Genomic DNA, 21,637 nt, shown 5'->3' with positions numbered 1-21,637 from the left:
AAAAAACGGGATCAGGCGTCAATAGCCGCTGATTCGGGGGCTATAATGCGCGGCCATTTTTCCTTGGGCCCGGGTCTTTCATGTTGAAGTTTTTCTGCCTCAGCCTCCTGCTGTTCGGTGCGGTTTTCGGATCCGCAGCTCGGGCCGAGTCGGTGCTGTTCCTCAACCCGGGTACGACTCAGGAAGCGTTCTGGGTCAGCTATTCGCAATTCATGCAAGCGGCGGCTCACGACCTTGGCGTCGATTTGCAGATCCTCTATTCCCGACGCCAGCCCGAACTCACCGTGGCCCAGGCAAGGATTGCCCTGCAGGGACCGAACCGGCCCGACTACCTGATGTTTGTCAACGAGCAGTACGTTGCACCACAGATCCTGCGGCTGGCGGAAGGCAGCGGGGTCAAGCTGTTCATGGTCAACGCGGTGCTGACCGCCGATCAGCAGGCGCTCGTCGGCGAGCGGGCCGATCGCATTGGCAGCCTGGTGCCCAATGACGAGGAGGGCGGCTACCTGATGATGAAAGAGTTGATTCGCTTGCATCCGCCAGTGGCGCGAGACGAGTCGATTGAAGTGCTGGCGTTTTCCGGTCTGAAGATCACGCCATCGGCGCAATTGCGCGAGCGCGGCATGCAGCGTGCCTTGGCCGAGCATCCTCAGGTGCGCCTGCGACAACTGGTGTACAGCGGCTGGACACGGCAGCGCGCCTACGAACAGGCGCGGCAACTGGTCAGCCGGTATCCGAAGGTGTCACTGGTGTGGTCGGCGAATGACGAGATGGCGTTCGGCGCCATGCGCGCGTTTGTCGAAGCGGGCAAGGTGCCGGGCAAGGACGTGCTGTTCAGCGCGGTCAATACCTCATCCGAGGCGTTGCAGGCGGTGATCGATGGACGCCTGAGCGCACTGGTGGGCGGTCATTTCACCCTCGGTGGCTGGGCGCTGGTGGAGTTGCATGACTATGACCAGGGCGTCGACCTGGCCCGTTACGGCGGTCGTGATCGCCAGGTGCCGTTGCTGCAACTGATCGACAAACATCAGGCCCGGCAGATTCTGGCCATGGGCTCGGCACCGGGTTACGGGGTGGGCTTTCGCAAGCTGTCCGCCAAGGGGCGTCCGGCCTCGTATCGTTACCCGTTCGAGCTGCAGACCCTGATGCACTGACCGCCCTCAGACCCCGGCGAAATGCAGCACCAGTTTGACGATGGCAAACAGGGTCAGGGCGAACACGGCGGTGAAGCCGATCCCCAGGATCACGAAGTGGCTGGGCTTGCCATGGGTGAAGTCCCTTGCCCGATTCTTCCCGCTTTGCACGCCAAATGCCGCCGCCATCACGCTGTGCAGCATCTGCCAGAAGCTCGGTGGTTTGTTGTCGACTGGATCGTCCATAAATCCCCCGTCCGAAAGGCTGTCCCGACAGCATAGTCAATCCTGCGGGTTGTGCCGTGGTCGCACGGGGGACCCTGACGTGTCCGGACATAGGTTCAAGGCCATGCGATAACTATGTACCGCAGGTCACTGCGGCGGACATGGTGTCCTGTGCTCCCATTATTCAGGAGAGACAGGATGTCCCATCATTCCCCGACGTTGCCCCGTGCGCCCGTCAGCGCCAGCGTCCACGGCAAGTTGCTTGAGCAGATGATCCCCGATTGGCTGATTGCCGCCTCGCCAGCCCGGCAAGCCGCGATGAAAGCGGCCAGTACCCGTCCACCGCCCGGCTATCACGAATTCCCGCAGAAACAGCAACAAGCCTTGAAAGACCAGGTCACGGCTGCCTTTGTCGCCCAGACCCGACTCGACAAGACCATGGCCGGCCTCGAAAGCGTCGAGGCATTTGCCCAAACGTTGCTTGGCGAGGCACTCAAGGATCAGTTCAACGTCACGGTCGATCTCGGCAAGACCTTGCTGTGCCTCAGACGGCCCCTCGAACTCGGAGTGCTGGAGGTGGAAGTGTCCACCTTCGAAGTGTTGAAACTGCCATTGCTGCAAGCGGCACTGCACAACTTCGAGGCTTGGGAATGTGAAGCCGGGGCCTATCACACCAAATCCGGTTTCATGGTCGAGACAGCGACCCCCGGCGAGTTTCAGACCGCAGAAATCGGCATCTCGATCAGTCAGTTTTTGACGCTGTGTCGTTCACTCGACGTCGGTTCGCTTTATCAGACGCGGATCAAAGCGTTTTTCGAAAACACCGACACCTTGCGTGGGCAGTTCATCGCCAGTCAAAAGGCCGCGTTGCGTGCCGCCGCGCAATGGGCGCTGCTGAAAAAGGACATCGAGCCTGCCGACTACCGGATGATTCTGTCGGTGGTGGACGGTCAGATCCACCCGCAACTCGGCGGCAAGGCCGTGTGGTTTCGCGATCTGAGCCTGATGAAGCGGCGGATGACCGGTTGCGTCGTGTTCAGCATCAGCGAGCGCTACCGCTACACCAACGAATTCATCGTCTACATTCCCCATGACCCGCAACACCCGCTCAAGCGTTACACCAGCGCGCAGATGCGTGAGGTGTTCAAAGGCAAGTTCACGGCGACCGACACTACGGCGACCGGGCAAGGACCGACCGCTTACCAGCGGTTTTTCAGTCAGTTCGTGGCCTACGCCGACCGCCCTTACTATTTCAGTCAGTTCACCCAGAAGGCCGCGGACGCCCCGAGTGACCCGTTGCATTCGATCTGGGTCAAGGTCGCACAGCTGATACCGCCGCTGTCCACTATCGTACAGATCAAGGAGTTGCCACCCGAAGTCCCTGGCAAGCGCGAGCCGCACCCTGACCCGTATCTCGACCCGTTTGCCATCACGCGCCAGGACGTTGCCGGGATCTGGGGCGCCAACACCGATTTGTGGCAATACCTTTACGAACAGCACCGGGCCAAATTCATCGCCGACGCGCGCGCCCATGCCGTGCCCACGGCGGACGTCGACGCCCGGGTCCGGGCAGCCAAACTCAATCATCTGCTCGAACTCGGCATGCTGGGGTTGAACATGGTGTCGATGTTCGTCCCGGTGCTGGGCGAAATCATGATGACCGTGATGGCGGGGCAACTGCTCTACGAATCCTTCGAAGGCGCCATCGAATGGTCGGAAGGCGATCGTCAGGCTGCCAAGGCGCATCTGGTCGATGTGGCGCAGAACCTGGCACTGATTGGCGTAATGGGCGCGGTGGGCAAGGGCGTAAGCCGCCTGCGCGCGGCCTCCGCCGAACCCGTGATCGAGCAGCTGCAACCGGTCGAGCGGCCCGATGGCTCGGTTCGTCTGTGGAAACCCGACCTCGATGCCTACGCCAGCGATATTGTCCTGCCAGCAACTGTCGGGCCCGACGCACAAGGCGTGTATCGGTTCGACGGCAAGACCTTCATTCGCCAGCAGGGCAAGCTCTATCAGACGCACTACGACGAGAACCTGAATAACTGGCGCATCCTCCACCCGCAGGATCCGGCGGCGTATCAACCGCTCCTCAAGCACAATCGACTGGGCGCCTGGCGCCACACCCTCGAGCGGCCGCTGCACTGGGATCGACTGACCTTGCTGCGGCGCATCGGTCACTCGACTGACGCATTTTCGGATGAGCAATTGCTCGAAATCGCCGACCTCAGTGGTGTCAGCGATGATGCCCTGCGGCAGATGCACCTCGATCACCAGCCGGCGCCACTGGCCCTGGCCGACACGCTGCGCTTGTATGAGGCGAATCAGCAGGTCGGGCGCTTGATCGACCAAGTCGAACGAGGAGCCAGGCTTGACGATTCGTACCTGCTGACGCTGCCCATGCTTACGCAAATGCCGCGCTGGCCGAGCGGGCAGATGCTGGAAGTCTTCGACGGACCGCAGTTGTCCGGCCCCAGCCGTCTGTTCGGCGCGCCGTCAGGTGCAATCGAGGGCCCGACGCGTGCGCCGATCCGGATCACCCGCGCCGACGTGCTCGACGGCCAACTGCCTGCGCGCATTCTGGCAACGCTGGATGAGCCGCAAACCGTTTGGCTGCTGGGTGCCGAGCCGGCGCGGGTCATCGAATCCCGGCCGCTGGAGTTGCGCAAACAGATCGCCGATTACCTGCGAACCCGGCAGCCGGCAATGTTCGACAGGCTGTATGACGAACCCGCGCTGAACGACCCGCGAATCGCCAGGCTACAGGCCGCCACACCGGGGCTGGGCAGCTCGGCGGCAATCCGTGTGTTGCTCGAGGCGAATGCCGAGGAACTGACGCGTCTGCAGAACGGTGGGCGGGTACCGTTGCGGCTGCTGGAGATCTCCCGTGAATATGCCCGGCAGCGGCGTTTCAACCATGCGATTGCCGGTCTGCACATGGAAAATTCGGCCGGCGGCGACAGCCAATGGCTGGCCTTGCGCGCCCTGGAGCGGCTGCCGGGCTGGTCGGACGAAGTGCGTCTGGAAGTACGCGAAGGCAGTGTCGACGGGCCGTTGATCGACAGCCTTGGCGGCGAAAGCGCCGGTCAGACTCACTACCTGGTCAAGCGCGGGCCGGTCTATCAGGCGTACAGCGCGCACGGGGAAGCGCTCAACGGCGTCCCGCGGCGCGGGGACAACTTTTTTGCCTCGATCCTCCATGCGTTGCCCGATCAGACGCGACAGGCTCTGGGTTTTGCCGAGGTTTCGCGTAGTGCCGGACTGCGCCGGGCAGTGATCGAGTATGTGGCCCGCCATCGCACCGAACTGGCTCGGCTGGCGAGCAGGCGCCATGGCCACAAGCAGCGCTTCAAGGCGCCGGTGCGGGTACGCCAGCATGGCCTGGGTTATTACGCCAGCGGTCGCGGCGAAGGCGTGAACCCGCTGCTGGTGACGCGCGTGCAGGACGTGTATCCGGCGCTCACCGATCAACAGGCGGGCGGGTTCATCCTCAAGCAATTGGCCGCCGGGCGAACTGACGCGCAGATCTACGAGATGTTACAACGGCGCCTGCGTGAATGGCAGGCGCTCGAATCGACACTGGCGCAATGGGAAGGTGTGCCTTCCCCGGAGCCGACGCTGCAATCGATGATCGGCGGCAAATCCAGCGTCGTGCGCAGCCTCAAGCAGAGCTGGCGCCATGCGCCGCTGGCCGACAGTCAGGCAAGTGCCGCACGCCTCGATCTGACGTGCGACGAGCCGTTGCCGGAGCTGCCGGCAGATTTCTCGCATGTGCGCGACCTGCGCATCAGAGGGCGTTGCATCACCGATGCCAACGGCGATGAACTGTTGAGCCATTTCCCCAGGCTCAAGGCGCTGCGCATCAATGCCACCGCAGAAACGTTTACCAACGTGCCGGCGGTGCTACAGAACATGCCGGAGCTGACTGACCTGACGCTGTATGGCGCGATGCCCTATGCCGCCGACATGCCGGCACGCCTGGCTCAGTTGACCCGACTTGAAGCATTGAGTGTCAGCACCTCGAGTTATCAGTCGCTGGCGTTCGACGTCAGCGGCATGCGCAATTTGCGCAGCCTGGACATCGTCGCCTATTCATTGTTCGACTGGCCTGCGGGTGCGTTGGAGCTGCCGGCCCTGGAGCGTCTGAACCTCAGGGACACGAGCATCAGCACCGTGCCCGCCGAGCTGCTGCAGGGGCACGAAAAACTCTGGTCGGGGCTATCGCTGGACTGGTCAAGATTCTCCCGGGAAAACTTCGCGGGCGTGTACGAATACGTCAAAACCCTGCCGGAGCACCTGATTGATCGAGAGACGATGGTCAGGGATTATTGTCGCGGCGAGTTGCGGCGCCTGGGCGAGGGCGTGCATCAATCCACCGAGGGGATATTCCATCGTTTCTTCGAGCAATGGCCCGATGAGCAGCAGCGTTTCACCGCCATCAATGCCTTGAGCGATCAATATGCGGCGCTGGAACGTGAACTCAGTCAGTGGCAGCAGCGCCTGGTGGTGTCGGCAGAATCGCTGTCCGAACTGATCGCGCGATCAAACCTGGTCCATGTGCTCAAAGCCAGTTGGCGCAGCGGGTTGTTCAAGCGCTATGGCGCAACGATCAGCGCCTCGACCGTGGATTTGTCGGGGTTGAGGCTCAGCGAGCTTCCGGTGTTGCCGGCAGACGCCTTTGCGCATGTACGCACGCTGCTGCTCAATGGCCAGCGGGTTGCCGGCGCGCAGATGCGCGGGTTCATCAGCGCATTCAGCGAAGTCCGCACCCTTGATCTGAGTAACAATGCCTTGCACGAGTGGCCGATCGAGTCGCAGCGCCTTTCGCGCTTGATGCACCTGGACCTCGCCGACAATCTGTTGACCGATGGTTCAAGCCTGCAGAGCGGATTGAGTGAGTTGCCTGCGCTTGAACAGCTCAATCTGCGGAACAATCCGCTGAGCGAGTTGAACGTGGGCAGCCTGCAGCGTTTGAAGGCCCTCGACCTGCAGCGCACGCACCTGCAACACTGGCCGGCAGGCGCAGAAGGCTTGCCGCAACTGTCGTGGCTGGACCTGCGCGATACCCGAATCAGCACGCTGCCGCCCGTCGTGCTTGAGAGCACCTCACTGCTCAACACCAACCTGACCGGTGCGCCCCTGACCGCAGCGGCGTCGGCGCAACTGCGTTCGGCGCAACTGCGGCTCGAGCACGACCTGGGTCTGCCTGCCGGCGCGCTGGATACGTTTGCCCGGGAGCCGGTGCCGGCGACGTTTCCCCCAGCGGAGAACGGTTTGACCGTGGCCCGCCAGTTGCTGCCGTTGACGCCGGCACCTGTCAGTACCGGGCTGGTACGCATGCGCCAGAATCTGCAGCGGATGCAGCCGGCCTTTAGCGATAAACAAGCCATGCAAGTGATCGAGGCGCTGCGTAGCGATGGCGCCACTGATGCGCAGATCGCCGAGCAGATCACGGGCTGGAGTCAGACGTTTGAAACCCTCGTTCGCCGACTCAACGGCTGGCTGTATACCCGCGAAACCCGTGGAGCTGATTGGGTCATCTCTTCGCAGTCGCGCAGCCTCGCGGCGTGGCGCATCCTCACCTGCTGGCGTGCCAGGTTAGCGGTTGCCGGGGGCGATGCGGTTCTGGATCTCAACGGCCTGCAATTGGGCGATCTACCGGCGCTGCCCGAGGATTTCGGGCATGTCGGCAGCCTGGACCTGACAGGCACTCGGGTGACGGCCGAGGGCAGCGACGGGTTTCTCAAGTCGTTCACCCACCTGCGTCATCTGACCCTTAATGGCAATGCGCTCACAGCGCTGCCTGAGGGCGTCCGGCAGATGCCGCAGCTGGAGCGACTCGAGCTTTCCAGCAACCACTTCAGCGGCAGCGAGGACCTGTATGCCGCGCTGTCCGGTCTGGAGCATCTGCAAGCTCTGGACCTGAGCTACAACTACCTTGATGCGTTCGACGTCAGCTATTTCGAGCATTTGCAAAATCTGGATCTGCGCAACAACAATCTGGCCGAATGGCCGGCCGGTGCGCTGGATGCGCGGCACCTGCAGACACTGAACCTCAGTCGCAACGACATCACCGCCATCCCCGAAGAGGCGCTGGACGGTCAGCACGATGAGCTGATGGACGGCACCGACCTGACTGACAACTACAACTTGTCGCAGGAGTCCCTCGAAAGGCTCAGGGCTTATCAGACGGCGGGTAACCGCCAGCGGGTGCTCGGTTTCTCGAGTTCCGATCTGGAGGAAATGGCTGACGATGTTGCCGGCGGGCTCAGCGAAACCACGAACAGCATCGAGTCGGACGAATCGCTTCCGGACGAACAGGCCCATGCGCAGCAGAAAGCGCCGTGGCTGGCGAATCTGCCGCCGGAGCAGGCGTCCGCCCGAGACCGGCTCTGGGATCAACTGGCTGCGGAACCGGACAGCGGGGCATTCTTCCATTTGCTTGACCGATTACAGGACACCCAGGAGTTTCGCGTGGCCAATGCCGACCTGACCCGACGGGTCTGGAGGGTCATGGAGGCTGCCGCCGCCGACAGTGAACTGCGCGAGGTGATTTTCGCCGGCTCGGCCACCCATGGAACGTGCGTGGACGGGCGAATCCTCACGTTCAGTGGCCTGGAGAGCAAGGTCTTTACCTACAACGCCTTGCTCGATTTGCCGGCCGGTCGCCCGGGAATTCGCGGCGAGGCCTTGTTGTCGTTGTCGCGGCAGCTGTTCCGGCTGGACAAGGTCGATGAACTGGCGAAAGCGGCGGCTGCGCGCAGTGGTTTTGACGAAGCCGAAGTCCGCCTCGGCTACCGGATCGGTCTGACCGGTGGCTGGGAGGATGGACTGGAATTGCCCGGGCAGCCGAAAAACATGAAATTTGCCTCCGGTGTAACGCCTCAGCAGTTGTTCGATGCGCGGGCCGAGGTGGTTGGCGCGGAGCACTCCGACCGGTTTCTGGAGGATCTGATCCAGCGCGATTACTGGCTGGATTACCTCAAGGAGCAGCAGCCCGAAGCGTTCAGACAAATGGATGAAGGGCAGTTGATGGAGGAGGGCGAGGACGACGGTCTGAGTGTTGACGACCCGCTTTATCTGAGCCGGTTGTTCGATCAGGCAGCGGCGCGCAATGCCAGGCTTATCGAATTGACGCGACAGGCGATTGAATGGATCGGTTTGTCTGCCGACAAGGCACCAATGCCCGGCTCATCCGGGCAATCGTCAGGCGCGTAAAACCTGGTGAACGGTCACTCCCCGGCTGATCCGTGGAGTGACCGTCGCGCTTATTCGTCGTAACCGAGGTTCGGCGCCAGCCAGCGCTCGGTCACGCTCAGTTCCTGACCTTTGCGCGAGGTGTAGCTCTGCACCTGATCCTTGTCGACCTTGCCCACGGCAAAGTATTGCGCTTGCGGGTGCGCGAAGTACCAGCCGCTGACGGCTGCTGCGGGGAACATCGCATAGTGTTCGGTGAGGAACACGCCGCTGCGGCCCGCGCGCATTTCGCTGGCCTCAGGATCGAGCAGGGTGAACAGCGTGGCCTTCTCGGTGTGATCCGGGCAGGCCGGGTAACCCGGTGCCGGACGGATACCGGAGTACTGCTCTTTGATCAGCGCTTCGTTGTCCAGCACTTCGTCCTTGGCATAACCCCAGTGTTCTTTACGCACTTGCTGGTGCAGCCATTCGGCGCAAGCTTCCGCCAGACGGTCGGCGAGGGCTTTGACCATGATCGAGTTGTAGTCGTCGCCAGCGTCCTGATAAGCCTTGGCCACTTCTTCGGCGCCGATGCCGGCGGTGGTGATGAACCCCCCGACGTAATCGGTCACTTCGCTGTCTTTCGGCGCGACGAAGTCGGCCAGCGAGAAGTTCGGTTTGCCGTCGGTCTTGATGATCTGTTGACGCAAGTGATGCAGGCGCGCCATGGGCTTGCCGTCATCGCCGTACAGCTCGATGTCGTCATCATGCACTTGATTGGCCGGCCAGAAACCGAACACCGCACGGGCGCTGATCAGCTTCTCGTCGATCAGCTTGGTGAGCATTTCACGCGCATCCTTGTACAGCGCGGTGGCGGCTTCACCGACCACTTCGTCTTCGAGGATGCGCGGAAACTTGCCGGCCAGGTCCCAGGAGATGAAGAACGGCGTCCAGTCGATGTATTCAGCCAGCACGTTGAGGTCGATGTTGTCCAGCACGCGGGTGCCGGTGAAGGTCGGTTTGACCGGCGTGTAGCTGGCCCAGTCGAACTGCGGCTTCTTGGCGATCGCCGCCGCGTAGCTCAGGCGCTCGGTACGGGCGCTGCGGTTGGCGGTGCGCTCACGCACGTCGACGTAATCGGCGCGGGTCTTCTCGACGAATCCGGCCTTGAGTTCCTTGGACAGCAACTGCGTCGCGACGCCGACCGCACGCGAGGCGTCGGTCACGTAGACCACCGCATCGTTGCTGTACTTCGGCTCGATCTTCACGGCGGTGTGCGCCTTGGAGGTGGTCGCGCCACCGATCATCAGCGGCAGGTGGAAATCCTGACGCTGCATTTCCCGGGCAACGTGAACCATCTCGTCCAGCGACGGCGTGATCAGGCCGGACAGGCCAATGATGTCGCACTTTTCTTCCTTGGCGACCTGAAGGATTTTCTCCGCCGGGACCATCACGCCGAGGTCGACGATGTCGTAGCCGTTACAGCCCAGCACCACACCCACGATGTTCTTGCCGATGTCGTGCACGTCGCCTTTTACCGTGGCCATCAGGATCTTGCCCTTGGCTTCCGGCTTGTCGCCTTTTTCCAGTTCGATGAACGGGATCAGATGCGCCACGGCTTGCTTCATCACGCGGGCGGATTTGACCACCTGCGGCAGGAACATTTTGCCGGCGCCGAACAGGTCGCCAACGATGTTCATGCCGGACATCAGCGGGCCTTCGATGACTTCGATCGGGCGGGCAAATGACTGGCGCGACTCTTCGGTGTCTTCGACGATGTGCGTGGTGATGCCCTTGACCAGCGCATGCTCCAGACGCTTGTTGACGTCCCAGCTGCGCCACTCTTCGGTCTCGGCTTCCTTGACGCTGCCGTCGCCCTTGTACTTGTCGGCGATGGCGAGAAGGGCGTCGGTGCCTTCCGGCGTGCGGTTGAGGATCACGTCTTCGACGGCGTCGCGCAGTTCCTGCGGGATCTGGTCGTAGATCTCCAGCTGACCGGCGTTGACGATACCCATGGTCAGGCCGGCGCGGATCGCATACAGCAGAAACACCGAGTGAATCGCCTCACGCACCGGGTTGTTGCCGCGGAACGAGAACGACACGTTGGACACACCGCCGGAGCTCAGCGCATACGGCAGCTCGTCGCGGATGTAGGCACAGGCGTTGATGAAGTCCACAGCGTAATTGTTGTGTTCTTCGATACCGGTGGCCACGGCGAAGATGTTCGGGTCGAAGATGATGTCTTCCGGCGGGAAGCCGACTTCGTTGACCAGAATGTCGTAGGAGCGTTTGCAGATCTCTTTCTTGCGCGCTTCGGTGTCGGCCTGGCCGGCTTCGTCGAAGGCCATGACCACCACTGCCGCGCCGTAGCGTTTGCACAGCTTGGCGTGATGGATGAACTGCTCGACGCCTTCTTTCATGCTGATCGAGTTGACGATGCCCTTGCCCTGGATGCACTTGAGGCCGGCTTCGATGACTTCCCATTTCGACGAGTCGATCATGATCGGCACGCGAGAGATGTCCGGCTCGCCGGCGATCAGATTGAGGAAGGTCACCATGGCCTTCTTCGAATCGAGCATGCCTTCGTCCATGTTGATGTCGATCACCTGGGCGCCGGCCTCGACCTGCTGCAGGGCGACTTCCAGGGCTTCGGTGTAGTTGTCTTCACGGATCAGGCGGGCGAACTTCGCGGAGCCGGTGATGTTGGTGCGCTCGCCAACGTTGACGAACAGCGAGCTGCGATCGATGGTGAACGGCTCCAGGCCCGACAGGCGGCAGGCCTTGGGAATATCCGGAATCTGCCGCGGCGCGTAACCGGCGACAGCTTTGGCGATGGCTTCGATGTGGCCCGGAGTGGTGCCGCAGCAACCGCCGACGATGTTGAGGAAACCGCTTTGGGCGAATTCTTCGATGACCTTGGCGGTGTCCACCGGCAATTCGTCGTACTCGCCGAACTCGTTCGGCAAACCGGCGTTCGGGTGCGCCGACACGTGGGTGCTGGCCTTGTTCGACAGCTCTTCCAGATACGGACGCAGTTCGCTGGCGCCGAGGGCGCAGTTGAGGCCGACCGAGATCGGCTTGGCGTGGGCCACCGAGTTCCAGAACGCTTCGGTGGTCTGGCCCGAGAGGGTGCGGCCGGACGCGTCGGTGATGGTCCCGGAAATCATGATCGGCAGTTCAATGTGCAGCTCTTCGAACACGCCTTGCACGGCGAAGATCGCGGCTTTGGCGTTGAGCGTGTCGAAGATGGTTTCGATCAGGATCAGGTCGACGCCGCCCTCGATCAGGCCTTTGGTGGCTTCGGTGTAGTTTTCTACCAGTTCATCGAAGGTGACGTTGCGGTAGCCGGGGTTGTTGACGTCAGGCGACAGCGAGCAGGTACGGCTGGTCGGGCCGAGTACGCCGGCGACGAAGCGTGGCTTGTCCGGGTTCTCGGCGGTCTTGGCGTCGGCCACCTTGCGCGCCAGGCGCGCGCCTTCTACGTTTAATTCGTACGCCAGTTCTTCCATGCCGTAGTCAGCCATGGAAATGCGCGTTGCGTTGAAGGTGTTGGTTTCCAGAATGTCGGCGCCGGCATCCAGATAAGCCTTTTCGATGCCGCCGATCACGTCCGGACGGGTGATGACCAACAGGTCGTTGTTGCCCTTGACGTCGCTCGGCCAGTCGGCGAAGCGTTTGCCGCGATAATCCTGCTCCTCGAGCTTGTAGCTCTGGATCATCGTGCCCATGCCGCCATCGAGTATCAGGATGCGCTCTTTGAGGGCTTGCTTGAGAGCTTGAAGGCGGACGCTGCGATCAGACATTGGGACTACTCGAAAAGACCATGACGAAGGGCCGGGATCATAGCAAACCTGTGCGCTTTTGGAGCATGTGCCGCTTTTGCATGAATATCGCTCATGTTGGTACGGGCGTCATACTGTAGAATCGCGGGCGTTTTTTTCTGGATCGGGATCAAGGGCATGTCGTACCGCGTCATCAGCATTTTCTTGCTGTTTTTAAGCTGGGGCGCCGTGGCGCAGGAACCCGCGATTTCTCCTGCTATTTCGTACACCCGAGACATCCAGCCGATCTTCACCGAGAAGTGCGTGGCCTGCCATGCGTGCTACGACTCGGCGTGCCAGCTCAATCTGGGCAGCGGTGAAGGCGCTGGCCGTGGCGCGAGCAAGATGCCGGTCTACGACGGCGAGCGCACCCAGGCCGCGCCGACCACGCGACTGTTCTATGACGCATTCGGCAAACGTGCGTGGCAGCAGAAGGGCTTCTATTCGGTGCTCGACGCTCAGGGCAGTCAGGCGGCGCTGATGGCGCGCATGCTGGAACTGGGCCACAAAACCCCGCTGACCCCGAATGCCAGGTTGCCGGAAGAGATCGTCCTCGGCCTGCAACGGGAAAACATGTGTGCGATGCCCGCCGAGTTTGAAGGCTATGCCGGCGCCCATCCGAAAGAAGGCATGCCGCTGGCGGTGACCGGCCTCACCGATCAGCAATACCAGACCCTGCAACGCTGGCTGGCGTCCGGTGCGCCGATCGACGAGCAAGGCCTGGCCCCAAGCGCCAAAGAAGCGCTGCAAATCGTGCAGTGGGAAAACCTGCTCAACACCCCGGGCGCGCGGCAGAGTCTGGTCGGGCGCTGGTTGTTCGAACACTGGTTCCTCGCCCATATCTATTTCAAGGACGGCGAGCCGGGGCACTACTTCCAGTGGGTGCGTTCGCGCACGCCGACCGGGCAGCCGATCGACCTGATCGCCACCCGCCGCCCGAACGACGATCCGGGCACTCAGGTGTATTACCGCCTGTGGCCGGTGCAAGGGGTGATCGTGCACAAGACCCACATCACTTATCCGCTGAGCCCGGCGAAGATGGCGCGGGTCAAGAGCCTGTTCTACAGCGGCAACTGGCAAGTCAACGCGTTACCGGGGTACGGGCCGCAGAGCCGGGCCAACCCGTTCGCCACGTTCGAAGCGATTCCGGCGCAGGCGCGCTACCAGTTCATGCTCGACAATGCCGAATACTTCGTCCGCACCTTCATTCGCGGGCCGGTGTGCCGTGGGCAGATTGCGACGGATGTGATCCGCGATAACTTCTGGGCGCTGTTCCAGGCGCCGGAACACGATCTGTACATCACCGACCCCAACTATCGCGGCCAGGCCACGCCGTTGCTGGCAATGCCGGGGCAGAACGATGACGTCGGCAGTGTCCTGAGCCTGTGGCACAACTACCGCAACAAGCGCAACGAATACGAAGCCCTGCGCCGCGACAGCTACGCTGACCAACCGCCGCCGAGCTGGTCGACCCTGTGGGCCGGCAACGACAACGCGCTGCTGAGCATTTTCCGCCACTTCGACAGCGCTTCGGTGACCAAAGGCCTGATCGGCGAAGTGCCGCAAACGATGTGGCTGTTTGACTATCCGCTGCTGGAGCGCACTTATTACCAGTTGGCAGTCAACTTCGATGTGTTCGGCAACGTCTCCCATCAGGCGCAGACCCGTCTGTATTTCGACCTGATCCGCAACGGCGCCGAACAGAACTTCCTGCGTCTGATGCCGGCCGATTCCCGTGAGGACTATCTCGACGATTGGTATCAGAGCAGCGGCCAGTTCAAGATGTGGCTCGACTACGAAGCCATTGACGACGACAAACCGACCGGGCTGAAACTCGATCCGAAGGACCCGAAATACGACTTCGCCATGCAACTGCTGGCACGCTACGGCGACCTCAATGCGCGGCCGGATCAGATCAACCGCTGTGATGGCGCCTACTGCTCGCGGCCGAACATTGATCCGGCGTTGCAGAACGCCGAACAGGCGCTGAGCCGCCTGACGTCACGACCGGCCGCCGGTCTCAAGGTCATCGACCAATTGCCGGAAGCCACCTTGCTGCGCATCGAAACCCGCAGCGGCAAACGCGAGGTCTACAGCTTGCTGCGCAACCGTGCGCACAGCAACGTGGCGTTTCTGTTGGGCGAATCCCTGCGCTATCAACCGGGACTCGACACCTTGACCATTTATCCAGGCGTGCTCAGCAGTTACCCGAATTTCATGTTCAACATTCCGGCCGCGCAAGTCCCGGAGTTTGTCGATGCCATGGAAAGCGCCAAGGATGCCGATCGCTTCGAGAAAATCGTCGAACGTTGGGGGATCCGTCGCAGTCATCCGCAATTCTGGTTCTATTTTCACGACCTGAGCCAGTACATCCACGAAACCGAACCGGAGGAAGAGGGCGTGCTGGACATGAACCGCTACGAGAATCTTTGATCGTTGAGATCGACCTGCTGTCCCAACTCCAAGCAACACCGCAAAGCCCCTGTAGGAGCTGCCGAGTGCAACGAGGCTGCGATCTTTTGATTCTTTAACAACAAAGATCAAAAGATCGCAGCGTGCCGCAGCTCCTACAGGGGGGGCGGAGGTGATTCAGGAATTGTGCACGGGAGCCGATCATGTTGATTTCAGTGCAGGCCCTGCGCGCGCTTGCCGCGTGGACCGTGGTCTGCCATCACTTCATGCAGATTTTCTTCGACTTCAAGGCGCGCGGCCCGGTCGGGCAGTTCTTCATTGATAAAGGCGCAGTCGGCGTCGATGTCTTCTTCGTCATCAGCGGGCTGGTGATTTTCTTGTCTACCGAAAGCAAGTCGTTGCCTCCGGCGCGGTTTCTGCTGTATCGGCTGTCGCGCATCGTCCCGGCATACTGGCTGTACACGCTGCTGATGGCGTTGCTGGTGGTGTTCGCCCGACCGCTGTTGCCGGATCAGTCGGTGGACTGGGCGCATGTCCTGCTGTCGCTGCTATTCATTCCTGCGCAGAATCCCGGCGGTTATGGGATCTATCCGACGCTGAATGTCGGCTGGACGCTCAATTACGAGATGCTTTTCTATGTGTTGTTCGCCTGTGCGCTGGTGTTCCGCTGGCAGGTGCGCTTGCTGGTGGTTGGCGCGTTGCTGTTTTCGGTTTGTCAGGCGTTTGGCTGGATCAACGAGTTTTACCGTTCGGACATCGTCTACGAATTTTTGCTGGGGATCGGCATTGGCGTGCTCTATCGCCGGGGCTGGATCGGTGCAGGTTTATGGCTGCCGCTGTTGGCGATGGGGGCCGCGTTGACAGCGGTTTACCACCTGACGCCGGCGCCAAGGTTGTTGAACTGGGGGATTCCGAGCGCGGTGCTGGTGATGGCGTGTATGGCACTGGAGCGCTACGTCGAGCACAACCGCGTGATGAAATGGCTCGGTGACTGTTCCTATTCGGTGTATCTGATGCATGTGCTGGTGCTGTCGGTTGGCGGTTTTATCGCGCGGCGTTACGGGGTCAACCCGTATCTGATGTTCATCGTCTGCGCGGTGGCCATCGCTGTGGGGTCGTGGTTGAGCTACGAATGGGTGGAAAAACGCAGCTATCGGTGGCTTAAAGCACGGATCGATGGCGAACCGCTGCGCGTACCCGTCGAGAATCTTTCCCGACAAAAATACTAGGACTTTGTCCGGCGCAATGATTGGCGTAAACTGCGCCCAAGCCTGCGAGGAGTTTCCATGACCGCTATTACCATTACCGACGCCGCCCACGATTACTTGGCCGATCTGCTCTCCAAGCAGAACACCCCGGGTATCGGCATCCGCGTCTTCATCACCCAGCCTGGCACCCAGTACGCCGAAACCTGCATTGCCTACTGCAAGCCGGGCGAAGAAAAACCTGAAGATACCGCGCTGGGGCTGAAAAGCTTCACCGCCTATATCGACTCGTTCAGCGAAGCGTTTCTCGACGATGCCGTCGTCGACTACGCCACCGACCGCATGGGCGGCCAGCTGACCATCAAGGCGCCAAACGCCAAAGTCCCGATGGTCAACGCCGACAGCCCGGTCAACGAGCGCATCAACTATTACCTGCAAACCGAAATCAACCCGGGGCTGGCCAGCCACGGCGGTCAGGTCAGCCTGATCGATGTGGTCGAGGACGGCATTGCCGTGCTGCAGTTCGGCGGCGGCTGCCAGGGCTGCGGCCAGGCCGACGTGACCCTGAAGGAAGGCATCGAGCGCACCTTGCTTGAGCGTATTCCAGAGCTCAAAGGTGTGCGCGACGTGACCGACCACACGCAGAAAGAAAACGCCTACTACTGAGTAAGGTGTTCACTGCGAACATGAAAAACGGCGCCCCGTGAGCGCCGTTTTTTATGTCCTTTTGTAGCGAGGGGATTTATCCCCGATGGGGTGCGAAGCAGCCCAAGAAATGGAACTGCTGCGCAGTTCATCGGGGATAAATCCCCTCACCACAGGTTCTTTATCCAGCCACAAAACTCATCTGACTCAGGGTCTGTAGAGATGTGCATGCCCCGCGCGATACAACGATGACTCGCTGAACACCTCACTGCCCAGCACCCGACCCACCAGAATCAACGCCGTACGCCGAAACCCCTTGGCCGCAACCTTCGCCGCAATGTCCTCCAGCGTCCCCACCACCCAGTCCTGATCCGGCCACGTCGCCCGGTGAATCACTGCAATCGGGCAATCCGCGCCGTAATGCGGCAGCAATTCAGTGATGATTTTCTGCAGATGATTGACCCCCAGGTGAATCGCCATGGTCGCGCCATGTTGTGCCAGATCGCCGAGTTCCTCGCCGGCGGGCATCGCGGTTTTGTCCGCATAGCGGGTCAGAATCACGCTCTGTGACACATCCGGCAGCGTCAACTCGGCGCCAAGCAAGGCTGCACAGGCGGCGGTGGCGGTGACGCCGGGGATGATTTCGAACGGAATATTCAACTCGCGCAGATAACGAATCTGCTCGCCAATCGCACCGTACAGGCTCGGATCACCCGAGTGCACCCGCGCCACGTCCTGGCCCTTGCCGTGGGCGGTTGTGATCAGTTCAATGATCTGCTCCAGATGCAATTCGGCGCTGTTGACCACCGTTTCCGCCTGATGTCCCGCGAGCACGGCGGCCGGCACCAGCGAGCCTGCGTAAATGATTACCGGGCAACTGCGAATCAGTCGCTGGCCTTTGACGGTGATCAATTCCGGGTCGCCGGGGCCGGCGCCGATGAAGTAGACGGTCATGAAGACATCCTGTGAAAAGCGGGGCAGGGCAACGCTTCAGATGAAGATTGCTCATGATCAAACAGGGGGATTATCGGGAATTTACGCAGCGCCGGCCAATGCCAGTGTCGCCTGAGCGTATTTCTGCCGGGAAATCAGCAGCTTTGCCGGTGCCTGAATCAACTGCTCGGCCAGGGCCAGGGCGGCACTTTCCGCCACACCGTAGCAACCGGTGCGCTCATAGGCAATCTGCGAGTGATGGCTCAGTCGCTGCTGGTAAATGGCCAATTCTTCGCTGCTGAAATACAACAGCGGCAGCGCCAGTTGGCTGGCCAGTTCCTGCAGACCGGGTTCATCGCGTTTCAGGTCGATGCTGGCCAGGGCCTTGACCGCCTCGAGTTCTATACGATGCGCCTGCAACGCCTGATCGAGTAACGCGCGCAGCGTGCTGGCCGGGCAGCCGCGCTGGCAGCCCAGGCCGACCACCAGGGTCGGCGCTGCGCGGTCATCGGTCATGCGTGGTATTGACCAGCGCTTTTGCGGCGGAACAACCAGGCGCTGATCAGGCCCAAGGCCAGCCAGAACGCCACGTTGGTCAGCTGCGAAGCGATTTTGAACTGGGCTTCCAAGGCTTCCGGAGCGAGCATCGAATGCACTTCCGGTTGCGGCGCGCCGATCACATGCGGCACGGCGAGGATCGCCACGCCCAGCAGCTTCATCAGCCAGTGACGGCTGAACACGATGAGGGCCAGGCCGACTGCGGTGGAAGCGGCGGTGCCGATCCACCACGTTTGCCGCGACGCCAGATCGGCGGCAGCGGTGCCCGGCAGTTCAGGCGGCAGGCCGAGGGTCGGCGCGAGGACGAAGGTCGCGTAACCGGCCAGGCCCCAGAGCAGGCCCTGCGAAGTTTTGGTCGGTGCACGCAGGGTGTACAGGCCGGCGAGCATCAGCGCGAAACCGACCGCCACCACCAGATTGCCGCCGGTGGTCGAGACCACACGCTGCCAGCCGTCTTCCGGCTCCCAGGCTTCAGCGTCGTGAGTGTGTGCGGCCGTACCGGCGGCGTGTTCGTGAACGGCCACCGGTTCGGATTTTTCGAAAGTTTCAGCCTGCAGAATCAGTGGCGAGACCCAGAAGCTTTGCAGCAACGTCAGCAACAGGGCGGCCAGCAGGCCGGTGAAGCCTGCAGTTTGCGCGATACGCTTGATCATGTCGGCTGGTCTCAGTGGCACGGGAACGCGGCGCTGTGGCGGGTATCGTGAGCGGCGTTGTGCACCGCTTCGATGTGCGAGAAACCGGCGAAGTAAACGAGGCTGGCGCCCAGGATCGACGCGAAAATGGCGGCGGTCAGGCGTTGGCTCAAAGTGGCGGTGCTGGAGATGTTGTCGGTGTTGCTGGCGGTGCTGCTGATGATCGACATGGCGCTTCCCTCTGGAGTGTCAGCGGGTGATATAGAGCGCATGAAAACCCCTGCGAGTCGCGCACGCAGAGGTTCGAACAGCGCCCGCCCACCGCGGGTTTGTTATGTTCAGCGACGCAAAATGCGCGCTGTGTGTTGCGGGCCGGTCTCCGGGCTCACGAGGGGTTGGCGTCAGGCCGACCTGCAAGCATCACCTTCCCATGCCGCAATGGCACAGTGGATTCGACGCTTCGCTCGCTTACCGTTGCGGGGGCAGCACCGGACTGACATGGCTTTGAGTAAAGCACATGATTCACCGGTTTCCCGTTTCACCCTGTGAAGGGCACCCGTAACAAGTTGTGTAGGAGAGCATGGGTTGGGGAAACTAGTCAATTTTGTGGGTGGATCCGTTGCTGCGGTAACGGCCACTTAGGGTTCCGCCCTTACGGCGGGTCACTTTTGGCAAACGCCCCAAAAGTAACCAAAAGGTCTATGCCCTGACGTTCGGCCCTCGCTTAGGCTCGGGTTCCTTCGCTACGGGATTCATCCGGGGGCAGCGCCTACGGTTTGCTTCGCTGCACCTCCTCTCGCTGTGTTTGGCTGCGCCAAACGGTCGCTGCGCTCCCACCCCCGGATAAATCCCTCCACTCAGCCTGCCGACGGGCCCTCAGATCAAGAGCGGTACTCGAGCTAACGCTCATCGTGTTGAGTGGGGCGGCTTCGCCGCATGGGGTGTGCACGAATAAAGTTTTGGAAGCTGGCTTGCCAGCGATGGCGGCCTGACAGCCGACCAAATTTCTAACTGAATACACCCAATCCCCTGTAGGAGCTGCCGAAGGCTGCGATCTTTTGATCTGCTTTGGCTTTGGCTTTGGCTTTGGCTCTGGCTTTTGATGTGGCTTTTGACCTTCAGCCCCTTCGGCAGGCCGAGCGGAGGTGTCCATCAGGGGGGGAGGCGCGCAGCGCCGTGCGGCGAAGCCGCATGCATCGAGAGGAGGTGCAGCGAAGCAAACCGTAGGCGATGCCCCCGGATGGACACCGTAGCGAGGGAACACTGAGCCTCAGCGAAGTGCCGTACGCCGGGGCAAAGCCTTTTGGGTTACCTTTTCGGCGTTTGGAAAAGGTGACTCGCTGTAAGAGCGAAACCGCCAGCGGCGACACCCGCAGAAACGGATATGCCCCCAATCCAAAAAAAACCAGACCCCGTAACCCGAGGTCTGGCAAAAGTGACCCGCCGCAACGGCGAAACCGTAATCAGCAACCCCCGCAGCAACGGATATGCCCCCAATCCAAACATTGACCCATCCTCAACCCATGCGTAGCCTTGCACCTTCGAGGTTCTTCGGCCCACGCCGAAGCTAAGAAGGGAACGCGGTCAAAGCCGCGGCTGCCCCCGCAACTGTGAACGGTGAAGTTCGTTGCCACGCCACTGCCAGCTCAATTCACTGAGCCCGCGGGAAGGCGCAGCGAATGCCAGGTCCATGGCCTGAACACCGTCAGCCAGGAGACCTGCCTCGTGACAGATTTCTCACTACAACCGGGCGGGGTGATCCGGTGGCGAATTCTTCCGCGCGCACGCCCGCAGCGGATCTCGTCCCGTATGCCCGCCACCTTGCCAAAGGGCATACGATGAAAACACTGGCCAAACTCCCCGTCACCATCGTCACCGGTTTCCTCGGCTCGGGCAAAACCACCTTGCTGCGCCATATGCTCGACAACGCTCAGGGCCGCCGTATCGCGGTGATCGTCAACGAGTTCGGCGAGCTGGGCATCGACGGTGAGATCCTCAAGCAATGCACCATCGGCTGCACCGAAGAAGAAGCCACCGGCCGCGTCTACGAACTGGCCAACGGCTGCCTGTGCTGCACGGTGCAGGAAGAGTTCTTCCCGGTGATGCGCGAACTGGTCGCCCGTCGCGGTGATCTCGATCACATTCTGATCGAGACGTCCGGTCTGGCCCTGCCAAAACCCTTGGTCCAGGCTTTCCAGTGGCCGGAAATCCGCAGCGCCTGCACCGTTGACGCGGTGATCACCGTGGTCGACAGCCCGGCCGTGGCCGCCGGGACCTTTGCTGCGTTCCCGGATCAGGTCGATGCCCAGCGCAAACTCGATCCGAACCTGGATCACGAATCGCCGCTGCATGAATTGTTCGCCGACCAACTGGCCAGCGCCGATCTGGTGATCCTCAACAAGGCCGACCAGACCAGCCAGGAAGACCTCGCTCGCGTGCGCGCTGAAGTCGCTGAAGAACTGCCGCCAGCAGTAAAAATCATCGAAGCCAGCAACGGTCGCCTGCCGCTGGACGTGTTGATTGGTCTCGGTGCCGGATCCGAAGAACACATCGACAGCCGTCACAGCCATCACGATCACCACCACGACGGTGATGACGACCACGATCACGACGCCTTCGATTCGATCTCCATCGAACTGCCGCAAGCCGACGAAAGCCTGCTGCTCGACGCGCTGACGCAACTGGTTGTGCAGCACGGCATCCTGCGTGTGAAGGGCTTCGCGGCGATTCCGAACAAGCCGATGCGCCTGTTGGTTCAAGGCGTGGGCACGCGTTTCGACAAGCACTTCGACCGCCAGTGGGGCGCTGACGAAGCGCGCGTCACTCGTCTGGTGTTGATCGGTCAGGAACTCGACGCTGCGCAACTCGAAGCGCAACTGCGCGCCGCGCTCAGCGTTTAA

The 21,637-nt window shown here is 61.4% G+C and carries 12 protein-coding genes and 2 riboswitches; of the genes, 6 read left to right on the top strand and 6 right to left on the bottom strand.

Annotated elements, in window-relative coordinates:
* Window positions 1-80: 80 nt before the first annotated feature.
* Entirely contained in the window at window positions 81-1,154 is a 1,074-nt protein-coding gene (locus AC193Q_RS07840) for an ABC transporter substrate-binding protein (protein WP_121185808.1), read from the top strand.
* Window positions 1,155-1,160: 6 nt separating this feature from the next.
* On the opposite strand, the gene AC193Q_RS07835 is transcribed toward AC193Q_RS07840, so the two are convergent.
* Complete coding sequence (locus tag AC193Q_RS07835) at window positions 1,161-1,379, bottom strand: DUF2970 domain-containing protein (protein ID WP_025112547.1); 219 nt, start codon at window positions 1,377-1,379, stop codon at window positions 1,161-1,163.
* Between the two features lie 177 nt (window positions 1,380-1,556).
* Between AC193Q_RS07835 and AC193Q_RS07830 the strand changes: the two genes are divergently transcribed.
* Entirely contained in the window at window positions 1,557-8,573 is a 7,017-nt protein-coding gene (locus AC193Q_RS07830; RefSeq protein ID WP_483879398.1) for an NEL-type E3 ubiquitin ligase domain-containing protein, read from the top strand.
* A gap of 50 nt (window positions 8,574-8,623) precedes the next feature.
* On the opposite strand, the gene metH is transcribed toward AC193Q_RS07830, so the two are convergent.
* Window positions 8,624-12,334: a methionine synthase gene (metH, locus tag AC193Q_RS07825; protein ID WP_047291457.1), complete on the bottom strand. Its 3,711-nt coding sequence runs from the start codon at window positions 12,332-12,334 to the stop codon at window positions 8,624-8,626.
* Between the two features lie 156 nt (window positions 12,335-12,490).
* Between metH and AC193Q_RS07820 the strand changes: the two genes are divergently transcribed.
* The 3 genes from AC193Q_RS07820 to nfuA all read left to right on the top strand — a co-directional run bounded on the left by AC193Q_RS07820 (window position 12,491) and on the right by nfuA (window position 16,635).
* Window positions 12,491-14,785 (top strand): fatty acid cis/trans isomerase, encoded by a 2,295-nt coding sequence (locus AC193Q_RS07820; RefSeq protein WP_483879397.1) that lies wholly within the window; start codon window positions 12,491-12,493, stop codon window positions 14,783-14,785.
* 182 nt (window positions 14,786-14,967) lie between these two features.
* Complete coding sequence (locus AC193Q_RS07815) at window positions 14,968-15,993, top strand: acyltransferase family protein (protein ID WP_121185799.1); 1,026 nt, start codon at window positions 14,968-14,970, stop codon at window positions 15,991-15,993.
* Window positions 15,994-16,050: 57 nt separating this feature from the next.
* On the top strand, window positions 16,051-16,635 hold the full coding sequence (gene nfuA / locus AC193Q_RS07810; protein ID WP_003225494.1) for a Fe-S biogenesis protein NfuA: 585 nt from the start codon (window positions 16,051-16,053) through the stop codon (window positions 16,633-16,635).
* Window positions 16,636-16,821: 186 nt separating this feature from the next.
* Here nfuA and cobM read toward each other — a convergent pair whose 3' ends face one another.
* The 4 genes from cobM to AC193Q_RS07790 all read right to left on the bottom strand — a co-directional run bounded on the left by cobM (window position 16,822) and on the right by AC193Q_RS07790 (window position 18,967).
* Window positions 16,822-17,568, bottom strand: coding sequence for a precorrin-4 C(11)-methyltransferase (cobM, locus tag AC193Q_RS07805; protein WP_047291463.1), 747 nt, complete (start codon window positions 17,566-17,568; stop codon window positions 16,822-16,824).
* Window positions 17,569-17,649: 81 nt separating this feature from the next.
* Window positions 17,650-18,063: a cobalamin biosynthesis protein gene (locus tag AC193Q_RS07800; protein ID WP_047291465.1), complete on the bottom strand. Its 414-nt coding sequence runs from the start codon at window positions 18,061-18,063 to the stop codon at window positions 17,650-17,652.
* Window positions 18,060-18,758 (bottom strand): CbtA family protein, encoded by a 699-nt coding sequence (locus AC193Q_RS07795; RefSeq protein WP_095669042.1) that lies wholly within the window; start codon window positions 18,756-18,758, stop codon window positions 18,060-18,062. The genes AC193Q_RS07800 and AC193Q_RS07795 overlap by 4 nt, the downstream gene beginning before the upstream one ends.
* Before the next feature lie 11 nt (window positions 18,759-18,769).
* Entirely contained in the window at window positions 18,770-18,967 is a 198-nt protein-coding gene (locus AC193Q_RS07790) for a CbtB domain-containing protein (protein ID WP_131671731.1), read from the bottom strand.
* 123 nt (window positions 18,968-19,090) lie between these two features.
* A riboswitch (cobalamin riboswitch) is annotated at window positions 19,091-19,312 on the bottom strand.
* Window positions 19,313-20,264: 952 nt separating this feature from the next.
* Window positions 20,265-20,477, top strand: a riboswitch (cobalamin riboswitch).
* Window positions 20,478-20,575: 98 nt separating this feature from the next.
* Here AC193Q_RS07790 and cobW point away from each other — a divergent pair.
* A complete protein-coding gene (cobW, locus tag AC193Q_RS07785) occupies window positions 20,576-21,637 on the top strand; it encodes a cobalamin biosynthesis protein CobW (protein ID WP_121185793.1) in 1,062 nt (353 codons plus the stop codon).

The organism is Pseudomonas sp. F2 (assembly GCF_057174385.1).
This window is presented reverse-complemented; position numbering and strand designations above follow the sequence as displayed.

Bases quoted from the DNA above. Each gene is read 5' to 3' on its own strand.
- AC193Q_RS07840 (WP_121185808.1), top strand. From the start codon at position 81: ATGTTGAAGTTTTTCTGCCTCAGCCTCCTGCTGTTCGGTGCGGTTTTC.
- AC193Q_RS07790 (WP_131671731.1), bottom strand. From the start codon at position 18,967: ATGTCGATCATCAGCAGCACCGCCAGCAACACCGACAACATCTCCAGC.
- AC193Q_RS07830 (WP_483879398.1), top strand. From the start codon at position 1,557: ATGTCCCATCATTCCCCGACGTTGCCCCGTGCGCCCGTCAGCGCCAGC.
- metH (WP_047291457.1), bottom strand. From the start codon at position 12,334: ATGTCTGATCGCAGCGTCCGCCTTCAAGCTCTCAAGCAAGCCCTCAAA.
- nfuA (WP_003225494.1), top strand. From the start codon at position 16,051: ATGACCGCTATTACCATTACCGACGCCGCCCACGATTACTTGGCCGAT.
- AC193Q_RS07820 (WP_483879397.1), top strand. From the start codon at position 12,491: ATGTCGTACCGCGTCATCAGCATTTTCTTGCTGTTTTTAAGCTGGGGC.
- AC193Q_RS07800 (WP_047291465.1), bottom strand. From the start codon at position 18,063: ATGACCGATGACCGCGCAGCGCCGACCCTGGTGGTCGGCCTGGGCTGC.
- cobM (WP_047291463.1), bottom strand. From the start codon at position 17,568: ATGACCGTCTACTTCATCGGCGCCGGCCCCGGCGACCCGGAATTGATC.
- cobW (WP_121185793.1), top strand. From the start codon at position 20,576: ATGAAAACACTGGCCAAACTCCCCGTCACCATCGTCACCGGTTTCCTC.
- AC193Q_RS07815 (WP_121185799.1), top strand. From the start codon at position 14,968: ATGTTGATTTCAGTGCAGGCCCTGCGCGCGCTTGCCGCGTGGACCGTG.
- AC193Q_RS07835 (WP_025112547.1), bottom strand. From the start codon at position 1,379: ATGGACGATCCAGTCGACAACAAACCACCGAGCTTCTGGCAGATGCTG.
- AC193Q_RS07795 (WP_095669042.1), bottom strand. From the start codon at position 18,758: ATGATCAAGCGTATCGCGCAAACTGCAGGCTTCACCGGCCTGCTGGCC.